We start from the raw sequence: 18,770 nt of genomic DNA on the forward strand, positions 1-18,770 counted from the left end.
AATTTGATGAACAGGGAGGCGAACAGCTTTGGCACGATTGGGATTTAGCGATAAACTCATGATGATTTTCATCTACGTATTCTTGATTGTACTTTCATTCAGCGCATTCTATCCGTTCTGGAACGCGCTTGTCATATCCCTTAACTTGGGTATCGATACTACAAAGGGTGGCATTACGTTCTGGCCAAGGGTTTTTACTTGGGAGAACTACGAGATCGTATTAAATGATGACCGACTCATTAACGGCTTCTTCGTATCCGTATCTCGTACAGTTATAGGTACAATTACAGCCATCATAATGACGGCAATTCTGGCTTATGGCATGACAAGACGTGAGCTGATCGGCAGAAATTACTTTATGGTCTTCTTCGTAATTACAATGTATTTTGGCGGCGGCCTTATTCCATCGTACTTGCTTACCAGCTCCTTGGGCCTGATGGACAAATTCGCGGTTTACATTATCCCGGCGCTAATTAGCGTGTGGAATATGATCATATTCAGAACCTTCTTCAAGAGCCTTCCGGTAGGCCTGGAAGAATCGGCTCAAATCGACGGCGCAACGAACTGGGGAATTTTATTCCGAATCGTATTACCTCTTTCCGGACCTGTTATTGCAACATTATCACTATTTACAGCAGTTGCGCACTGGAACGACTGGTTTGTAGCCACTATCTACATTACCAATGAGAAATTGGTTCCGATTCAGACGATGTTGCGACAGATTTTGAATGCGAATATCGTAACGGATATGTCCAGCAATATGGATACAGCGTCTATCGCACGTCTGGATAACATGAGAACGATTACGACTAAGTCTCTGACCATGGCCACGATGATGGTTGCGACGCTGCCAATCATAATGGTGTATCCATTCGTTCAGAAGTACTTCGTAAAAGGCGTGCTTATCGGCTCGCTGAAAGAGTAGTATTCCGTTGGTTTAAGGCGTCTAACCGCTTTGGACATAAAAAAGTTTACGAGAGGGGTAGTACAAGCATGACGAAAGTTAGAAAGACAACGCTGCTTATCGTATCCGCAATTTTTGTATTGGCAACAGTACTGGCTGGATGCAGCTCCGACACGAAGAACCAACCAAGTCCTTCGCCGTCGAGCAATGCTACTAACACGCCTGGTAACACGCCTTCTGAAGAGCCTCCTTCCGATGTATGGGAGTTCGGTTCTGAACCGCTTGAGTTCTCCATGTACGGCCACTACAACTGGTATGACGTTCCTGCATGGGACAGCACAGTTGCCGGCAGATGGCTGAAAGAAAACAAACAATTGAACATCGTTCCAATTTCTGCTGGTGGTAACCCAGAGCAAAAATTGAGCACAATGATCGCTTCCAAAACGCTTCCTGACGTAATGTGGATGGACCGCGGCGCTGACGTTGAGAGACTTCGCGAAGCTGGTCAGCTGGTTGCATTCGACGATTACCTGGACAAATACCCTAACCTGAAAACTTGGATGGGTAAAGACCTTAACCTGCTTCGTTCTTCCGATGGAAAGCTTTACCAGTTCCCTAACTGGTACACTGGCCGCCCGAACGGCAACGCTGGTTATGTAATCAACAAAAAGATCTACGACGAGCTGGGTCAACCTAAGTTGGAAACAACGGACGACCTGTACAACTACCTGGTAGCTGTAAAAGCTAAGTATGGCGACACTGTCGTTCCGTTTGATCCAGACCTTGCTAAAGATGCCCAAGGACTTGGCGTATTGTACACTGCATTTAAAGAAAATGCTTCGTACACACATCTTCACGCAAACGTACGTGCTGTACCGCAAGGCGACAAATTGACTTCGATCTTTACTGACCCTACGTACCGTGAAGCACAGAAGTATATCGCTAAGCTTTACAGAGAGAAACTGATCACTCAAGATGCATTCACGCAAACTAAAGACCAAATCGAAGAGAGAATCATGCAAGGCCGCGTTGCAGTATACGCTGGCGCAAACCCAACAGTATCTGCAATGAACGCTCACCAAGAAATGGTGAAGAAAGATCCTAACTCCGGTTACTTCATGATCTGGCCGATTCACAAAGAAGGTCTAGACAAAAACAAAATCTTCCCAGGTACTTACACATCACTTGGTTGGAACGTAAACGTAATTACGAAGTCTGCTAAAGATCCAGAGAAAATCTTCGCATTCCTTGACTGGTACACAGGTCCAGAAGGTCAATCCCTGTTGTTCTTCGGTCCTGAAGGCAAGAACTGGAAAGGCTTCGACGCTGATGGTCACCCTATCTTCACTGCTGAATACGATGCAGAAGAAGTTCTAGAGCTTCAAAAAGCACATGACCCTATCATGTGGAACGGTAACACTGGTTACATCGATCCAGCGAAAATGAAATTCGAAAGCAAGCTTCCAGCTGCTGAGCAAAACTGGGCAGCTCGTTATCAAAGCGAAATCACATGGCCTACTCAATCCAATGCTACTGAGTTCATTAACTTGGTACCACAACCGGACAGCGAGTTGGGTATCGTGAAACAACGTGTAGATGATATTTATACACAAGCTTATGCTCAATCCGTAATGGCTAAAGACGATGCTGAAGTAGATAGCATTCTCGACAAAGCGGAAAAGGACGCTCAAGCAGCAGGTTACGCTGAACTTCTTGAATGGCGTACAGTTGAGTGGAAGAAAAACTTGGAGCTTCTTGCTCAGTAAATAATTAAAAAATGTTGTTCGAAAGGGTATACTATAATAGTATACCCTTTTTGGATTATGGCTTTGTCCGAATCCATTACTATTCGGATATAAGCCGAGGATCTGGAGATGATGCAAATGTACAAGGTGCTGCTGGTCGATGATGAAATTTTGGATTTGAAAGGAATGCAGGCATTTATTCCTTGGCAGGAGCTTGGCATGGAAATCGTCGCAGCCGTGACGAACGGGTTTGCGGCAAGCGAAGTGATTGAGACAGAGAAGATTGATATTCTTATCACAGATATTCGAATGCCGAATATGTCCGGTTTGGAACTGGCGCGAAAGGCGCTTGATCTGTATCCCATGATTAAGATTATTTTTGTAAGCGGTTATCAGGACTTTCACTATGTCAAGCAAGCGCTGTCGCTCAATGCATGCAGCTATGTCGTCAAACCGATGGACGATAATGAATTGATAGAATCATTGCGCAAGCTCCAGGCTGATCTGGACGAGGAACGCAAGCAATTGGAGACAGAGCAGCTTTATAAGCGAATGTTCCCTATTGTAAAGACGGAGTATTTGCTGCAGCTGCTGGAAGGCACATGGAGTGAGGACGCTCTGAATACGCTTCTGGAAAACTATCAATTTAATCAATTGAAATGGCCTGTTCAAGTGGTTGTGGTCGAACGTGACGACTGGATGCGCAAGCGTAATGTTGAAGAAAACTTCGATGAAACGGAACTATCGAATGCTTTTTGGAATGGCCTTTTTTCCTTATGCAAAGACTTGGATATCCGGCATTCTTGCAGAGTAACGGATAAACGAATGGCTCTCTTGATCGAAAGCGGCATGGAATTGGACAAGCTTAGAGACAAATTTAATGAGGTGTCAGGACAAACACCGATCTCCGTGACGACAGGCGTAGGTGATGCGGTTACGCAAATCACAGACCTGAAGGATTCCTATCGCAAGGCGCAGACCGCGCTTGACTACAAGGTTTTTTACGGAAAAGGAAAAATGATCTATCACGATGCGGTACAATCTACGCAAATGAAAGATGTGCAGAGTCTGGATATTCAGCTCGACGCTTTGTTCGAGGCGATGACGCACTACGAATTGGTTAAGGTGCATGATGAGCTGGAGATGCTCTATAGTTTGGCCAATAATATGCGTTCCAAGTTTACGATACAAAACTTTACGATGTTCTTGATTATGAAGCTTGATGCGTATTTGCAGAAGATGAACGAAGACCTGTTCCGTATGCTGAACTTGGATTTCGGGAGCTTGGATATCCTGCTGCGCTACGAGACGATCGATGAGATTCATTCGTGGCTTCGTTATAGAGTGTACGAGCTATCGGAAATCCTTCAATCGAAGAAGCATAAGAAGAATTGGAAGCTGGTTCAGGATATTATCGACGATGTCAAACAACGGCTGCATGAAAACATTACGCTTAAAGACGTAGCCGAGAAATATTCGTTCTCTCCCAACTATTTGGGACAGATCTTTAAGGAAGAAATGAAAACCAACTTCAGTGATTATGTATCCATGTTAAGAATGGAGAAGGCCGGTGATCTCTTGGTCAATACGAACCTGAAAGTATATGAAATCGCGAATTTGATCGGTTATCGCTACTTGCCTTACTTCAGTCGCCAATTCAAAGACTATCATGGCAAAACGCCGTTAGAGTATAGAAGAAAACTATGAAGATGATGCGTAAATACCGTTATCTGCCGTTCGGCTATAAGCTCATGCTGTCCTATTGTGTATTCATCATTATTCCGGTTATTGTGATCAGTTTTTTTGCTAACTCCGTATATGTGAAGTCAATTCGCGAGCAGCTTGAGAGCACCGTACACGGTACAGTCAGTCAAATGATCGATAACGTATCCTATAAAGCCGGAGATGTTATCCGCGTTTCGGATTTTTTCTACTTCGACTATACGATCGCGAGACAGCTCAGGAATTTCGAAGAGGGCTGGGTCGGCTATGAGGCTACAATCAATTTTTTTGTACCCAAAATAGAGGCGTATAAGCAGGCGTCAAGCGTGAATACGTGGCTGTCGATTTATTTGCATAACAAATTGTTCCCGGAGATGTACAAAAATTACCGAGGCAATGATCCGCTTAAAAGTAATTCGGAAAACCCCTATGATATTTATCAAATCGACCGTATCCATACAAAAATATGGTACTTGAACCATCCGGAGGAAGTCTACGGCGAGACGATGGTATGGAAGGAAATCGAGGACGATGCGAAGTTCGGCCGTATCTCGCTGCTTCGCCGACTCGTAAATATGCAAAATGCAGGCAGGGTGCAAGAAGTAGGATTCATGCGTCAGAGCGTGTATTTGTCCGATTTGTTCCAAGCGGTTGATTATACGAAAATTGGCAGCGACGCGACGATTTATATTATAGATGATAATGAGAAAATCAAAACCATATCCGGTCCGTCCAGTTATCGGTCAGGCGATGTATGGAATGCGACGGACTTCAAGGAGTATATGGTAATTGAGAATGTCATCCCATCCTTGAATTGGAATGTTGCGGCCGTGATCCCGAATACGATCTTCGAGGAGAAGATCAAGGAAGTCCGGCTGATAACCTTCATTATTTGTTTGATCTTTACAGTCGTTTATTTCGTATCGGGAGCGCTCTTATCCAATTATTTCTCCAGAAAAGTAAACAAGATCGTGTCTGTTCTAGATTCCTTCCAGGAAGGCAACTTCCATAAGCGGACGAACTTCAAAGGTAATGACGAGTTCAGCCAAATATCCCGAGCCTTGAATGATATGGGGCAAAATATCGGCGAGCTCATTCATAAGGTATACGTGGCCGATCTGGATAAAAAAGAAGCGGAGCTGGATATGCTGCAGGCACAGATCAACCCGCATTTCTTGTACAATACCTTGTCTTCGATAAGCCGTCTGGCCAAATTTGGCGAGCTGGACAAGCTCCAGCGGATGGTCATCGATCTGGCGAAGTTCTATCGTTTGTCATTGAATGAAGGACGTATCTTGCTGTCGATCAAAGAGGAATTGGACCAAGCGAATGCCTACATTAATATTCAAAAAATCAAGTATGAAGAACGGATGGGCGTAACCTTTGATATCGATCCACAGATTCTTTCATACTCCACAATCAAGCTTATTATTCAGCCGTTTATCGAGAATGTGCTGGAGCATGCATGGTGCGGCGACCGCATTCATATGCGGATCGTAGGGGAGATGGAGGATAATCATATCGTGTTCAAAATCATTGACGACGGCGTCGGCATTAGCGCAGAGCTGTTGGAGCAAATGAATGATCCGGAAGAGAGCACGAGTGTTGGATACGGTATCCGCAATGTCAATCAACGAATCAAGCTGTATTATGGCCATGCCTTCGGCGTCAGCATCTACAGCAGACTCGGCATCGGCACGACGGTTTTGATTCGGATTCCGACAGAGAAGCCCGCCCATTCCAAAATCGAATAGCAAAGAAAAAACGTCAACCGCAGGAAGCTGCTATGCAGCATACCTTGCGTTGACGTTTTTGGTTTGAACAATCGTTACTTCACGGCACCGGCAGTAATGCCGCCCGTAATTTGCCGCTGGAAGAGCGAATACAGAATGATGATCGGGATCATGGAGATGACCAGCCCCGCGAAGAGAGGGCCCCATTCCGTACGGTATTGCATCTCGCCTTGCATAACGGCGATACCGACAGGGAGAGTGTAGATTTTCTTCAGCGGGTCGTTCATGATGACCGTACCCAAGATATATTCGTTCCAGATCGTCAGAATGTTCATGATTGCCACCGTGATCAATCCCGGCTTGGAGAGCGGAAGCATGATCCGGAAGAAGGTACCCGCCTCGGAGCTTCCGTCGATGGCAGCAGCCTCTTCCATTTCCTTCGGCAAAGATTTGTAGAAGGCGACAAGCACGAAGATGCCGAACGGAAGAGCACCTGCGCCGTAGACGAGTATGAGCCCGATCAGGTTGTTCGTTAGCCCGATGCCGTCCAGCAGGAAGAATAGCGGGATTAGACTCAGGATAAGCGGAATCATCATGGCTGAAACATAGATGAAGTAGAGGACTCCGCTGCCTTTGAACGGATAACGGGCAATGACGTAAGCTGTCATGGCGGACAGCAGGACGGCAAGCGCTGTAGCCGCGAAGGTGACGCCTACGGAATTCAGGAAGTACACGCCGAATTTGTATTCTGTCCATACGTAGGTGAAGTTCGACCACTGAAGCGGGAATTCCGGCAGCACCCATGGTTTATTGCCGTAGAACTGCTTGTTGTCCTTTAACGATGAGAGCAGCGTCCAGATGAGCGGGTAGACGACCGCAACCGTCCATACCAGAAGCAGCAGCCGGACGACCCATGTCACGAGCCATTCTTTTTTTGTCAATTTCATGTGCTAGGCCTCCTACATTTCGATCGTTTCCCGCTTGAGCAAGCGGTTCAGTATGAGGGACGTAATCAGCGTCAGCGTCAAAATGAGCACGCCGATTGCGGAGGCATAACCCATGTGGTATTGCTGGAAGCCGATCTGATACAGATAGGAGCCCATGACCTGTGTGGAGTTGTCGGGACCGCCCTCGGTCATCAAGAAGATGATAATAAACGAGCCATTAAGCGTGGTAATGACGATATGAATGATGGATACTTTCATCTGCTCCCAGATCAGCGGAATCGTAATATGCTTGAACTGATGCCATCTGGAGGCGCCGTCGATACCCGATGCCTCGTACAGCGACTCAGGAATGTTCATGATTGCGGCCATTAGCAGAATCATATAGAAGCCGATGCCGGCCCATACGGCAGGCGCGAGAATGGACCACATGGCCGTATTGGTTTGTCCCAGCCATACCGTCGTCACAGGCTCGCTCGTGAACAGGGACAGAAAAGCATTCAGAAATCCAATATCGGACGGGTTGTAGATGTATCTCCACAGGACGCCGATGACGACGACGGATATCAGGTTCGGGAAGAACAGGATGACCCGGAACAGGCCGGTTCGCTTAATGCTCATGCGCGTCAGCGCTACGGCCAGGAACGTTGCGATTGCCAGGATAAGAACGACTTTCCAGAAGACGAGGAAGTAGTCGTTGAAGATGGCTGTACCGATAATCTCGTCCTTAAACATTCTCTTGTAATTGTCCAGACCGATAAACGACATGTTGCCCGAATAACCCGACCATTTGAAAAGGCTGATGTAAAGGCCTCTCAGCATCGGATAAGCGGTAATGACACTGAACAGGATGAAGGTTGGCAATATAAATCCCAGAATGAACAGGGAACGTCTCAGTCGATGGGATGTTGGTTTGGCTGTCATGGCTTACACGCCCCTTGTGAAATCATGATGCGGGCAGGGAGGAGAGAACCTGCCGCTGCCCGCTGTGCATCTTGTTATGGTCTAGCCGCTGCAGCTGCCTTCTCCAGGCGCTCGCCCCACTCTGCAGGTGTGATGCGTTTGTCCAGCAAGGCGATGATGCTGTCTTGCAGAGCCGTCTCTACGTCGGCGTTTACGATCAGGGCTGGCGCTACAACCAGATTGTCACTGTTGAAGTAGTTCATAGCCGTCTTCACGACCGGACCAGCCGTAGAGTTCTCCAGATCCGCCTTTACGTTCATGATGGCGCCGGTCATCTCTGCCCAGTCTACTGCGAATTGCTTTGTGAAGATGAACTGAAGGAAGGCTTTCGCCGCTTCCGGGTTTTTGGCTTTTTCTGCGATAGCAACAGAAGCGGTGTAAGGAATTGCCACGTACTTCTCGCCTTTATCTTGCATAACGGATGGAATGAAATCGAACTCAAAGCCTTCCGGTACGTCTTTGCTCATTTCGTTCTCCAGCCATAGTCCATTCGGGATGAATGCTGCTTTATGCTGGAGGAATGACATTTGGGAATCGGTATGATTCAGTGCGATCGCGCCCGGATCGATTAAGCCGGCGTCGCGGATTTGGACGATTTTTTCCAGTGCCTTCATGACCGGCTCGCTCTTGAAGATGCCTTCCTCCAAGCTTGCCATTCTGGAGATGATAGAAGCGTCTCCGCCGTTAGCCGATACGATAGCGGAGTTTACTAGACCGCCGTTGATGTAGTAAGGATATACACCTGTATGGATGTACGGGGATACGCCGGACGCTTTGATCTTCTCGCTCACTGCCATGAAGCTCTCGAAGTCAGTTGGTGTTTCCCAGCCTTGCTGTGCGAACCAAGCTTTATCGTAGAACGTTCCCCATGAGCCGAATACGAGCGGCATTGTAAAGTTTTTACCGTTGTAGTCTGTTGGCTGCGCGATTGCGATGTCGAGAATTTTTTCGCCATCGCCGTTAGTCGCACCTTTCAGGAAGTCGGTCATGTCCATCAATTGAGCGTCTGTGACCATTTGCGCCTCGTTGGAGCCTGCGCCATCGATGTAGACGAAATCCGGCGGGTTGCCTTGAATCCAGCGCGGTCTCATTTGATCGTTAATTTGGGAGCCTGCTGTTTGCTTAATGTTCAGGTTTGGATTTTGCTTCTGGAATTCGCCAATGACATGCTTCCACCAGGTGTCGCCGTAGCCGCCGACGAAGTACTGGACTTCGAAGTCGCCAGTCAGACCTTCGCTTCCGCCGTCTCCATTGCCGCTATTGCCGCCGTTGCCGCTTCCTTGGTTCGTGCTGCTAGGTGCAGGTTTTTCGTTGTTTGCGCCGGAGCAGGCTGCCAGCATGCTGAACGTAAGCGCGAGAATCAAAGCGACCAGCAAAGACTTGTTTTTCCAAGTGTTCATAGATTCAATCTCCCCTTAAATATGTTTGTGGTAGAAAGCGCTTGCAGTGCGGTTAATCATGCTGCCCAAATACCCGTCATTTCACGATCCTCCTTTCTTCACGCCAAAAAAGGGCATTAGAAACGAAGCGCGTCTTGCCTGCTTCGATAACTAATGCCCTTTCGGTAACACATTATCGTGAAATGTATGAGGTTTTACGAGTCAAATACTAATAAATAATAACTGATCTGTCAATCATTTATTTTTTGTTAGGTTTGCTCACGTTGGTTCAGACGTTCAATATGCAAGGTCAAAAAGCCGATTTCATCGTCTGGAACGGGCTTTTTGAGCTGCTCCTCCAAGATGGCGCTCAGCGTGAGGGAGCGGCTGTACGACAGCGGATATTCGACCTTGATTTTGTGCAGCAGCGGGTTTTTGATATGCGATTCCTTGCGGACGCGGTCAATCAATCCCTTGAGGTGCGAGATAAATCGGAGGGAGGAGAAGGAGTCGCTGAAGTTAAGGCCGAGCTCCTTCGCTTCGTCCATAATTTTGGCGACAAGCCTAACGACGGCTAGTGTCTCCGTACCGCGTTCTCGGTTGCGCGCGCCGTGAAAATGCATGGCCAAAAACGCAATTTCATCCTCGGGAAGTCCTGCGTCCAGCTTTTCATTCAAGTAGCTGACCGCCTCGGAGGCCACATCGTATTCATCCTTATACATGAGTCTGATCTCATACGAGAACGGATTAGTGATCAGCACGCCTTGGCGGCAGCGCTCGATGGCAAAGTTAATATGATCGACAAGCGCAGCATGAATCCGCTCGGAGAACTCGCCCTCCAGCCGCTGCTGGGCCATGGCGATCACTTCCTCCGTTACGCCTACGATACGCGTATCGACGTTATTTAAGATTTGCTCGTAGTGTTCGATGGTTTCCATAGTATGCAATAAAAACTCCTGTGTAATTTCGGCTTCGCCAATGGCCATGCCGGGCTGCCGTTTGAAGCCGATTCCTTTGCCGAACGCAATGGAATTTTTGCCGGAGGATAGCTTAGTCATCACGACATTGTTCGAAAGCACATGAATGATCTTTCTTTCAATTGCGGCCATCTTCACTTACCCTCCATTCACTCTGCGTTATGGTTGATTTGCGCCTTCAGAATCTCTTCCTTGATCAGCTCGGAGTCCGTTCCGAAGACGACATGCACGCCATTTTTTCCAATACGGATGATGCCCGCAGCGCCTAACTCGCGCAGCTTCTGCTCCTGGACAAGACCGGAGTCGTGCAGCGTCAGGCGCAGCCGGGTGATACACGCGTCGATATCGATCATATTCTTGTACCCGCCGATGAGCTCCGTCACTTCCGTTGCTTTGTAGGCAATCAGCTTAATATTGGGCGTTCTGAGCGCAGTGACCGCAGGTGCGGATATGGAGGCAGCAGCTTCAGAGACAGCCTCTTGAAGAGGCTCTGGAGAAGGGGAGGACGATGGCGTACCCCCTTCCGCAAGCGCTTCCGTTTTGTCATCTGCTCGTCCTGGCGTTGCAAAGTTGAATGTGCGGATCATGATGTAGAATACAAAATAATAGACGATAAAGTAAGCGGCTCCGACAGGGAACACAAGCCAAGGATTAGTCGATTGGCTCCAGTTGATCGCAAGGTCGATGAACCCTGCAGAAAATCCGAAACCGACTTTAACCTCCAGCACCTGCATAATCATCATGGACAAGCCCGTCAGAAAGGCATGGACGATGAACAATGCGGGTGCAACCAGCATAAAGGCAAATTCGATCGGCTCCGTAATGCCTGTAAGGAACGAGGTGAAGGCGGCGCTTAGCATGATGGACATAATGACCTTGCGGTTCTCCGGCTTCGCGCATCTCGCCATTGCGATTGCGGCGCCTGGCAAGCCGAACATCATGATAGGGAAGAAGCCTGTCATATAGGTGCCCGCCGTAGGATCTCCTGCATAAAATCTCGTCAGATCGCCCTGTGCGATCTTCCCGCCAGCTTCCGCAAACTCGCCGATCTGGAACCATAGGATATGGTTCACGATATGGTGGAGGCCAGTAGGGATGAGCAGTCGGTTAATGGTGCCGTACAAGAACGTTCCGACGCCGCCGGTAGATTCCAGCCATAGTCCGAAGCCCTGAATGATGTCTTGAATCGGCATCCAGATGAAGCCGAGCAGGCCTCCCAGCACTGTCATGGTAAGTGCGGTAATGATCGGCACGAAGCGTCTGCCCGCGAAGAAGCCTAACGCCTGGGGCAATTGAATATCCTTGAACCGATTGTAGAGATAAGCGGTAATGACGCCTGTAATGAGCCCGCCAAGGACGCCCATCTGCATATTCGTTTCTGCCAGATCGGATTGCATCACCTCGAACGTGCGCATCACTTCCTGGAACACCATGTAGCCAACGGCTGCGGACAGTGCAGCAACACCTTTGCCCTGTGTCAAGCCAATTGCAATGCCAATAGCGAAGAGCAGGGGAAGATGGTCGAAGATAGAACCGCCAGCCGCTTCGCAAATCGCTGCAAGCTTGATCAAGAAAGGATGATCGAACTCGATTTTGCCAAATCGGTACAGAATTGCAGCCGCAGGCATGACGGCAATGGGAATCATAAATGAACGACCAATGCGCTGAATGTAACTCATTTGTTGTTAGCCACCCCATTTTATGGAAGAGAAAAAGGGCATAGCTCAAGAATGCTATCTCTTCTTGAACTAATGCCCTCGCGGTAACACGTTCGAATTTTATACGATTATTCACAAAAATTATACAATTTTGCTCTTGCCCTGTCAAAGTAAACTTTACGGTACAGACGTGGCATCAGGCCGATTGGCCTTCTCGCCGTAGCGAAGAAACAGCCATACGCCGAACAATATAAATACGCCTGCTCCAAGCTGATAAGCGGTTAGCGATTCCTTTAATAGTACCCATGCAAGCAATGAGGCGATAACGGGCTCACCGAGTACGGACATGGAAACGGCGGTCGCGTTCATATACTTCAGCAGCCAGTTGAACAAGTAGTGGCCGAAGAGCGTTGGGACGATGGCGAGTAGCAGGAATATTCCCCATTCACGGGCTTCGTAGCCGATGAAAGAATGCCCTTGTACGACGTTATAGACCGCCAGGAATGATGCGGCAAATGCGAACACCCAGAAATTATAAGGGAAAGCATCAATGCCTTCGCGCAGCTTCTTGCCAATCAGCATATGAAGGGCTACCGCGACGGTGCCGAAGAAGGACAATGCGTCTCCGTATAGCGCGGTTCCAGACAAGCGGAAATCACCTGCTCCAATGACGATTGAACCGGCGATGGCAATGCCCATTCCCCATAGCATCATGCTGTTCGCCTTCGTGCGGAACAGCCAGTAGGAGCCCAGCATAACCATGAGCGGCTCCAGCGTCAGGATGACGGTCGAACTGGCTACGGTCGTATAGCGAAGCGATGCCATCCAGAGCAAAAAATGAAGAGCCAGCATCGCTCCAGAAGCGGCGAGCCAGCCCCATTGCCGCTTGCTCAGCCGGAATAGCGATGAGCGGTACTTCCATACAAAAGGAAGCAGCAGCACATTGGTCAGATAAAGCCGGTACATGGCGATGACCGCTACATCAGCCTCCGACCACCGGACAAAAATAGAAGAAAAGGATATGGCGACAATACCGATCAAATATAAAAGCTCAATACCGGTAAAGCCTTTCAAGCTGCGTGTCATAGGTGATGCTCTCTCCAGTTCTTTGTTTATATATTTGTTTAAAAAAACAAGAAGTAATAAGCGCTGCACAATCATGCACAACGAAGATCATACTCCCGTAGACTACCGCTGTCAAAGACATTTTTGGGAAAACGACAGGGAATCCGCACTAATGTAGAAATTGTGCAGCTTGCACAAGTAAGCGGTTATAAAAAGTGGAAATGAAATAAAAAATGCTTGACGGTGAAATAAAACGCATGTTAACCTCAGATTAAAGGTTTAATCACTAGTTATATCAGGTGATTAAACGTTTAATTAAAATGTCCAAGGGAGATCAAATGAAGCAGGACATTAGCATCAATGATGTAGCGAAAGAAGCCAATGTGTCCATCGCTACCGTATCCAATGTTTTAAATGGCAAGGGCAGAGTTTCCGGCATAACGGAAAGAAGAGTCCGCAAGGTCATTGAGGAACTGGGTTATGCGCCGAATTTGCTCGCCCGCAATCTCAAGACGAACCAGTCCGGATTAATCGGACTGGTGGTTCCGACGGTCAAACCCGGAAGACTCAAGGACAATCCGTTCTATTGGGATTTGCTTGCGGGAGTTGAGGAAGCAGCCAGAGAACGCGATTTCCATATTATACTCGCCGGCATCGAGGAGTCGGAAGAGACCTTCTCCTTCGTACGCGAACGTCAGCTGGACGGGCTGATCGTTGTTGGGGCGGGAGAGGGCTCGACCGCAATCGAGCGGGTGCAGGCGCTGGATGTGCCGGTGGTATTCGTGGACAACTACATCCGCAACCCGAAGCTGTACCAGGTGTGCCTGGATGATCGTCTCGGCGGCCTGCTGGCGACGAAGCATCTGATCGACAAGGGACATACGCGCATTGCTGTCCTGATCGGCGACATCCAGATGGAGCGAATCCAGCATTATGGCGTGCTCCAAGAGAGGTGGATTGGCTACCGCATGGCGCTTGAGGAATCGGGCATTGCCTATGATCCTTCGCTCATGATTCAGTATCCTACTTCGGTTGAGGGGGGCTACAGAGCTGCGGAGTGGCTTAATCAGCACGATGATGTAACCGCTATCTTTTCATTCTCCGACATTAGCGCTATGGGCATCTTGAAGGGGCTGAAGGAGAGCGGCAGGAAAGTGCCGGGAGAAGTGAGCGTCATCGGCTTCGACGATCTGTTCATGTCGGGTTATACGCATCCGCCTCTCACGACCGTATCGCAAAATATCCAGGTGAAGGGCATGGCGGCAGTAAGCCTGCTGTATAACCAGATGGATAGAGTATCCGAGTTTTCCCGAAAGGTGGTGCTGCCGGTCGAGCTGATGATTAGAGAATCAACGGGGAAAGCAAGAGAAGGCAACTAAAGAGAGAATGCTAGTAAACCAGCTTATTGCAAGGCAAGCCTATCAACCTGAGCCAGATCAAAGGGAGGAATTTCAGTTGTTTAGAAAAAACCATTTGTCTATCGCTATCTGCCTCATCCTGATTACGATGCTTCTTGCCGCATGCGGACCGAACCGCAATGAGGGCGGCGCTAACACCGGCAACGCCGGAAGCAGCAATACGCCATCGGAGACGCCGGCGGCTAATAATGAAGGCGCTTCCTCAGAGACGCCGAAGCCAGCCGAGCTTGGCATCTGGGCGGATGACAACGCTGACAGCATCGCAGTGCTGGAATCCATTACGAAGAAGTACACCGAAAAAACAGGCATTCCGGTCAAAATTACGCCAATCGCGATGAACGACCAAATTCAGGCGATCTCGCTGGACGGACCAGCGGGTAAAGGTCCAGATTTGTTCTATCAGCCGGGAATCGGCAGCTTGTCCGTGCAGGGCTTAGTGCAGCCGATGACAATCAGCGACGAAGTGAAAGCGGAGTATACGGCAGAGTCTCTTGAAGCGCTTAGCTATGACGGCAATCTGTATGGCTTGCCTTTCGTTGTGGAGACATACGCGATGCTGTACAACAAGGATCTGGTAGCGGAAGCTCCGAAGACGATCGCTGAGCTGGAGAAGCTGGCTGAAGAGAGTACAGACAAAGGCAAAGACCAATACGGCTTCCTCTATGACGCAACGAATTTCTACTTTTCGTGGGCGTTCATGGGCGGCAGCGGCGGATATATTTTCAAGGAAAGCGGCAACAGCTTCGACATCAACGATATCGGCTTTAATCAAGAAGGCACTGTGAAGGGCGTTAAGCTGATCCAGTCCTGGTTCCAAAAAGGCTATATGCCAAAAGGAGTCAACGGTGATGTAGTAGGCGGCCTGTTCAACGAAGGCAAAGTAGCAGCCGTTATTAACGGACCATGGGCAGTAGCGGATCACAAGAAGCAATTGGGCGACAAGCTGGCTGTAGCGCCGCTGCCGCAGATGGAAGACGGCAGCTACCCGCAAGCGTTCATCGGCGTGAAGGGCTGGATGCTGTCTGCATTCTCCAAGAACGCAGAGTGGGCGACAGACCTCGCAGCGTTCATTACCAATGCGGATTCGACGATGGAATGGTTCCAGGCAACAGGTGAGACGCCTCCGAACGTGAAGGTGCTGAACGATCCTGCCATTACAGGAGACCCGCTGGTTGCCGGCTTCTCTCAGCAAATCCAATACGGCAAGCCGTTCCCGAACGTGCCTGAGCTGTCTCATGTATGGGATCCGATGGCGAACGCCCTGAAGTTCGCATCAGAAGGCCAGGATGTGCAAGAGGTGCTCGACGAGGCGGTTGCACAAATTCAGGATAAAATCAAAATGGCCGGAGCAGAAGCGAAATAATGGCTCCGCGCGTAGTGTCAAGTAAAAAGCAAAGCGCCGCTTCGTAAGCGGCGCCAGTCAGAACAAGCGGCAGGCGGAGGGGTGCTATCCCACCGCTTGCCATCAACAAAGAAGGTGGAGCTATGAAAATCGAAACCGATGTCCACAACAAATCAAATTCGCATAAGCCTGTTCTATCCGTTATTTTATCGATTATTCCGGGCCTTGGTCAATTGTATAACCGTAGATATATTAAAGGCTTCCTGTTCCTGCTGCTGTCCGCAGCCGTACTCTTCACGCTGTTCGATTATATGAATATTGGATTTTGGGGCATTTATACGCTGGGTACGATTCCGATGGTCGACGATTCGCGCACGCTGCTCGTTCAAGGCTTGCTGTCCTTGATACTCGCCGTATTCCTGCTTCTTTTCTACGCCTATAACTTCGTGGATGCGTACCGGGACGGGAAGAAGATCAGAGAGGGCTTCCGCATGCCGAGCGTGAAGGAAGGATTCCATCAGGCATGGGATCGTGGCTTTCCGTATTACATGGTTATGCCGGGTTTTTTCATCCTGGCCTTTGTTGTCGTATTCCCGTTGCTCTTTATGATCTGCCTAGCATTCACAAATTACAACCTATATAACTCGCCGCCCGCCAAGCTGCTGGATTGGGTAGGCTTCAGCAATTTCACGACGCTGCTTGCCGACCCCGTATGGCGCTCCAGCTTGATGTCGGTGCTGTCATGGACCGTCATCTGGACGTTCGTCGCTACAACGCTGCAAATTGCGGTGGCTATGGGTCTTGCCGTCATGGTGAACGATGCGCGCGTCAAGTTCAAGCGCGTGATCCGTACCGTGTTTATTTTACCGTGGGCGGTGCCGTCCTTTGTCACGATCCTGATCTTCGCTGCGATGTTCAATGACGATTTCGGCGCGATTAACCGTGAGCTGCTGGGACCGCTCGGGCTGCATGTGCCGTGGATGAGCGACCCGTTCTGGGCGAAAATCACCATTATTATGATTCAGGTCTGGCTGGGCTTTCCATTTGTCTTCGCGCTGTTCAGCGGCGTGCTGCAAAGCATCTCGAAGGACTGGTACGAGGCGGCGGACGTGGACGGTGGGAGCAGGTGGAATAAGTTCCGCTTTATCACGCTCCCGCATGTGCTGTATGCGACGGCTCCGCTGCTCATCATGCAGTATGCGGGCAATTTCAATAACTTCAACATTATCTATTTATTCAACGAAGGCGGACCTCCCGTTCGCGGCCAGACAGCAGGCGGCACGGACATTCTGATTTCCTGGGTCTACAAGCTGACCTTCGAGAACAACAACTACAAGATGGCTGCAGCCATCTCCATCATCATGGGACTGGTCGTAGCGATATTCGCGTTCTTCCAGTTCCGCCGCAGCCGTTCCTTCAGAGAGGAGAAGATGTATTGACATGAGACAGTCGCTGAAAAACCGCTTGGAGCTAACCGGCATATACTTAGTCGTGCTGCTCGTGTTCATCATCATTGCTTATCCGCTACTGTGGACGCTTAGCATCTCCTTTAACCCGGGCACGAGCATGTTCAGCTCCAGCCTGATTCCTGAGAGATGGTCGCTAACCCATTACGAGTGGCTCTTCACAAGCCCTAACAGCAACTATCTGCTCTGGTACAAAAACACGCTGTTCGTCGCCGTCATCACATCGATTGCTTCGGTGCTTGTCGTTTCATTTGTCGCGTTTGCATTCTCCCGATATGAATTTATCGGGCGAAAATACGGCATCTATTCCTTCCTGCTGCTGCAGATGTTCCCTGTCCTGATGGGGATGGTCGCGATCTATCTGCTTCTTAACGCAGTAGGCTTGCTGGATACGCTATGGGGCCTCGTTATCATCTATGTAGGCGGCGGCCTGCCGATGAATGCCTTTCTTGTAAAAGGCTACCTCGACACCATCCCGCGCGACCTCGACGAATCAGCCAAGATGGATGGAGCGGGCCACTTCCGCATCTTCTTCCAGATTCTCGTCCCGCTGGCCAAGCCAATTCTGGCTGTCGTCGCGCTGTTCAACTTTATGGCGCCGTTCATGGACTTCCTGCTCCCGCGCATCATCCTGCGCAGCCCGGAGAAGTTCACCCTGGCGCTGGGCTTGTTCAACTTTATTAACGACAAGTTCGCCAACAACTTCACCCGTTTCGCGGCGGGAGCGATCCTGATCGCCATTCCGATCGCCATCGTCTTCCTCTTCCTGCAGCGCTATCTCATCTCCGGCTTAGCCGACGGCGCAACCAAGGGATAGGTCCGGCGCGAGCGGAACGAGGGAATCGTTCTGTAGAAACGAAGTGTTCGCCTTTGCAGCCGGATTCTAACCCTGTCATGGGTAATAGAATCAGCAAGAATCCGGCTGCAACAGCGATCGGAAGAATGATCCCTCGCGCAGCGGCTATGGCGGCAATCGTACGCAGGACGAAATCTTTAGGTTTTGTCTTTAAAGGTTTGAAGAAGGTTCGCCAACGAGCGGAGCGAGGGAATCGTTCTGTTGAAACGAAGTGTTCGCCTTTGCAGCCGGATTCTAACCCTGTCAGGGGTAATAGAATCAGCAAGAATCCGGCTGCAACAGCGATCGGAAGAATGATCCCCCGCGCAGCGGCTATGGCGGCAATCGTACGCAGGACGAAATCTTTAGGTTTTGTCTTTAAAGGTTTGAAGAAGGTTCGCCAACGAGCGGAGCGAGGGAATCGTTCTGCAGAAACGAAGTGTTCGCCTTTGCAGCCGGATTCTAACCCTGTCAGGGGTAATAGAATCAGCAAGAATCCGGCTGCAACAGCGATCGGAAGAATGATCCCTCGCGCAGCGGCTGTGGCGGCAATCACACGCAATTCAAAGACTTTCCGGTTTGAGCACATGTACAGAAAAAGAGATCAAGGAAAAGGAGC

Annotated in this window: 15 protein-coding genes; 8 read left to right on the plus strand and 7 right to left on the minus strand. The window is 49.4% G+C overall.

Annotated elements, in window-relative coordinates:
• The first annotated feature begins 28 nt into the window (after positions 1–28).
• The 4 genes from D3P07_RS11020 to D3P07_RS11035 all read left to right on the plus strand — a co-directional run bounded on the left by D3P07_RS11020 (position 29) and on the right by D3P07_RS11035 (position 6,125).
• Complete coding sequence (locus D3P07_RS11020; protein ID WP_119800278.1) at positions 29–925, plus strand: carbohydrate ABC transporter permease; 897 nt, start codon at positions 29–31, stop codon at positions 923–925.
• A 68-nt stretch (positions 926–993) separates the two neighbouring features.
• Entirely contained in the window at positions 994–2,670 is a 1,677-nt protein-coding gene (locus D3P07_RS11025; RefSeq protein WP_119800279.1) for an extracellular solute-binding protein, read from the plus strand.
• Positions 2,671–2,787: 117 nt separating this feature from the next.
• Positions 2,788–4,356 carry a response regulator gene (locus D3P07_RS11030; RefSeq protein ID WP_119800280.1) on the plus strand — a complete coding sequence of 523 codons (1,569 nt, stop codon included), beginning with the start codon at positions 2,788–2,790 and terminating at the stop codon, positions 4,354–4,356.
• Positions 4,353–6,125 (plus strand): sensor histidine kinase, encoded by a 1,773-nt coding sequence (locus D3P07_RS11035; protein WP_310732550.1) that lies wholly within the window; start codon positions 4,353–4,355, stop codon positions 6,123–6,125. The genes D3P07_RS11030 and D3P07_RS11035 overlap by 4 nt, the downstream gene beginning before the upstream one ends.
• A 74-nt stretch (positions 6,126–6,199) precedes the next feature.
• On the opposite strand, the gene D3P07_RS11040 is transcribed toward D3P07_RS11035, so the two are convergent.
• The 6 genes from D3P07_RS11040 to D3P07_RS11065 form a co-directional block, all read right to left on the minus strand.
• A complete protein-coding gene (locus D3P07_RS11040; protein ID WP_119800281.1) occupies positions 6,200–7,051 on the minus strand; it encodes a carbohydrate ABC transporter permease in 852 nt (283 codons plus the stop codon).
• Between the two features lie 12 nt (positions 7,052–7,063).
• Entirely contained in the window at positions 7,064–7,972 is a 909-nt protein-coding gene (locus D3P07_RS11045) for a carbohydrate ABC transporter permease (RefSeq protein ID WP_119800282.1), read from the minus strand.
• Between the two features lie 74 nt (positions 7,973–8,046).
• The gene (locus D3P07_RS11050) at positions 8,047–9,411 is read right to left on the minus strand and encodes an extracellular solute-binding protein (RefSeq protein WP_119800283.1); all 1,365 of its coding nucleotides are present in this window, start codon (positions 9,409–9,411) and stop codon (positions 8,047–8,049) included.
• A 248-nt stretch (positions 9,412–9,659) separates the two neighbouring features.
• Positions 9,660–10,499 (minus strand): PRD domain-containing protein, encoded by an 840-nt coding sequence (locus tag D3P07_RS11055; RefSeq protein ID WP_119800284.1) that lies wholly within the window; start codon positions 10,497–10,499, stop codon positions 9,660–9,662.
• Between the two features lie 17 nt (positions 10,500–10,516).
• Positions 10,517–12,046 (minus strand): PTS transporter subunit EIIC, encoded by a 1,530-nt coding sequence (locus D3P07_RS11060; protein WP_119800285.1) that lies wholly within the window; start codon positions 12,044–12,046, stop codon positions 10,517–10,519.
• A 156-nt stretch (positions 12,047–12,202) separates the two neighbouring features.
• Positions 12,203–13,111: a DMT family transporter gene (locus tag D3P07_RS11065; RefSeq protein ID WP_119800286.1), complete on the minus strand. Its 909-nt coding sequence runs from the start codon at positions 13,109–13,111 to the stop codon at positions 12,203–12,205.
• Between the two features lie 317 nt (positions 13,112–13,428).
• On the opposite strand from D3P07_RS11065, the gene D3P07_RS11070 reads away from it, so the two are divergent.
• The 4 genes from D3P07_RS11070 (at position 13,429) to D3P07_RS11085 (ending at position 18,133) form a co-directional block, all read left to right on the plus strand.
• Positions 13,429–14,469, plus strand: coding sequence for a LacI family DNA-binding transcriptional regulator (locus D3P07_RS11070; RefSeq protein ID WP_182914269.1), 1,041 nt, complete (start codon positions 13,429–13,431; stop codon positions 14,467–14,469).
• Between the two features lie 76 nt (positions 14,470–14,545).
• Positions 14,546–15,871, plus strand: a complete 1,326-nt coding sequence (locus D3P07_RS11075; RefSeq protein WP_259391442.1) for an extracellular solute-binding protein — start codon at positions 14,546–14,548, stop codon at positions 15,869–15,871.
• Between the two features lie 122 nt (positions 15,872–15,993).
• The gene (locus D3P07_RS11080) at positions 15,994–17,289 is read left to right on the plus strand and encodes a sugar ABC transporter permease (RefSeq protein WP_119800289.1); all 1,296 of its coding nucleotides are present in this window, start codon (positions 15,994–15,996) and stop codon (positions 17,287–17,289) included.
• Between the two features lies 1 nt (position 17,290).
• Positions 17,291–18,133 carry a sugar ABC transporter permease gene (locus tag D3P07_RS11085; protein ID WP_119800290.1) on the plus strand — a complete coding sequence of 281 codons (843 nt, stop codon included), beginning with the start codon at positions 17,291–17,293 and terminating at the stop codon, positions 18,131–18,133.
• On the opposite strand, the gene D3P07_RS26990 is transcribed toward D3P07_RS11085, so the two are convergent.
• Positions 18,096–18,713 carry a hypothetical protein gene (locus D3P07_RS26990; RefSeq protein WP_182914270.1) on the minus strand — a complete coding sequence of 206 codons (618 nt, stop codon included), beginning with the start codon at positions 18,711–18,713 and terminating at the stop codon, positions 18,096–18,098. The genes D3P07_RS11085 and D3P07_RS26990 overlap by 38 nt on opposite strands.
• Positions 18,714–18,770: the final 57 nt, after the last annotated feature.

Source organism: Paenibacillus sp. 1011MAR3C5 (assembly GCF_003591485.1).
Lineage (GTDB): Bacteria > Bacillota > Bacilli > Paenibacillales > Paenibacillaceae > Pristimantibacillus.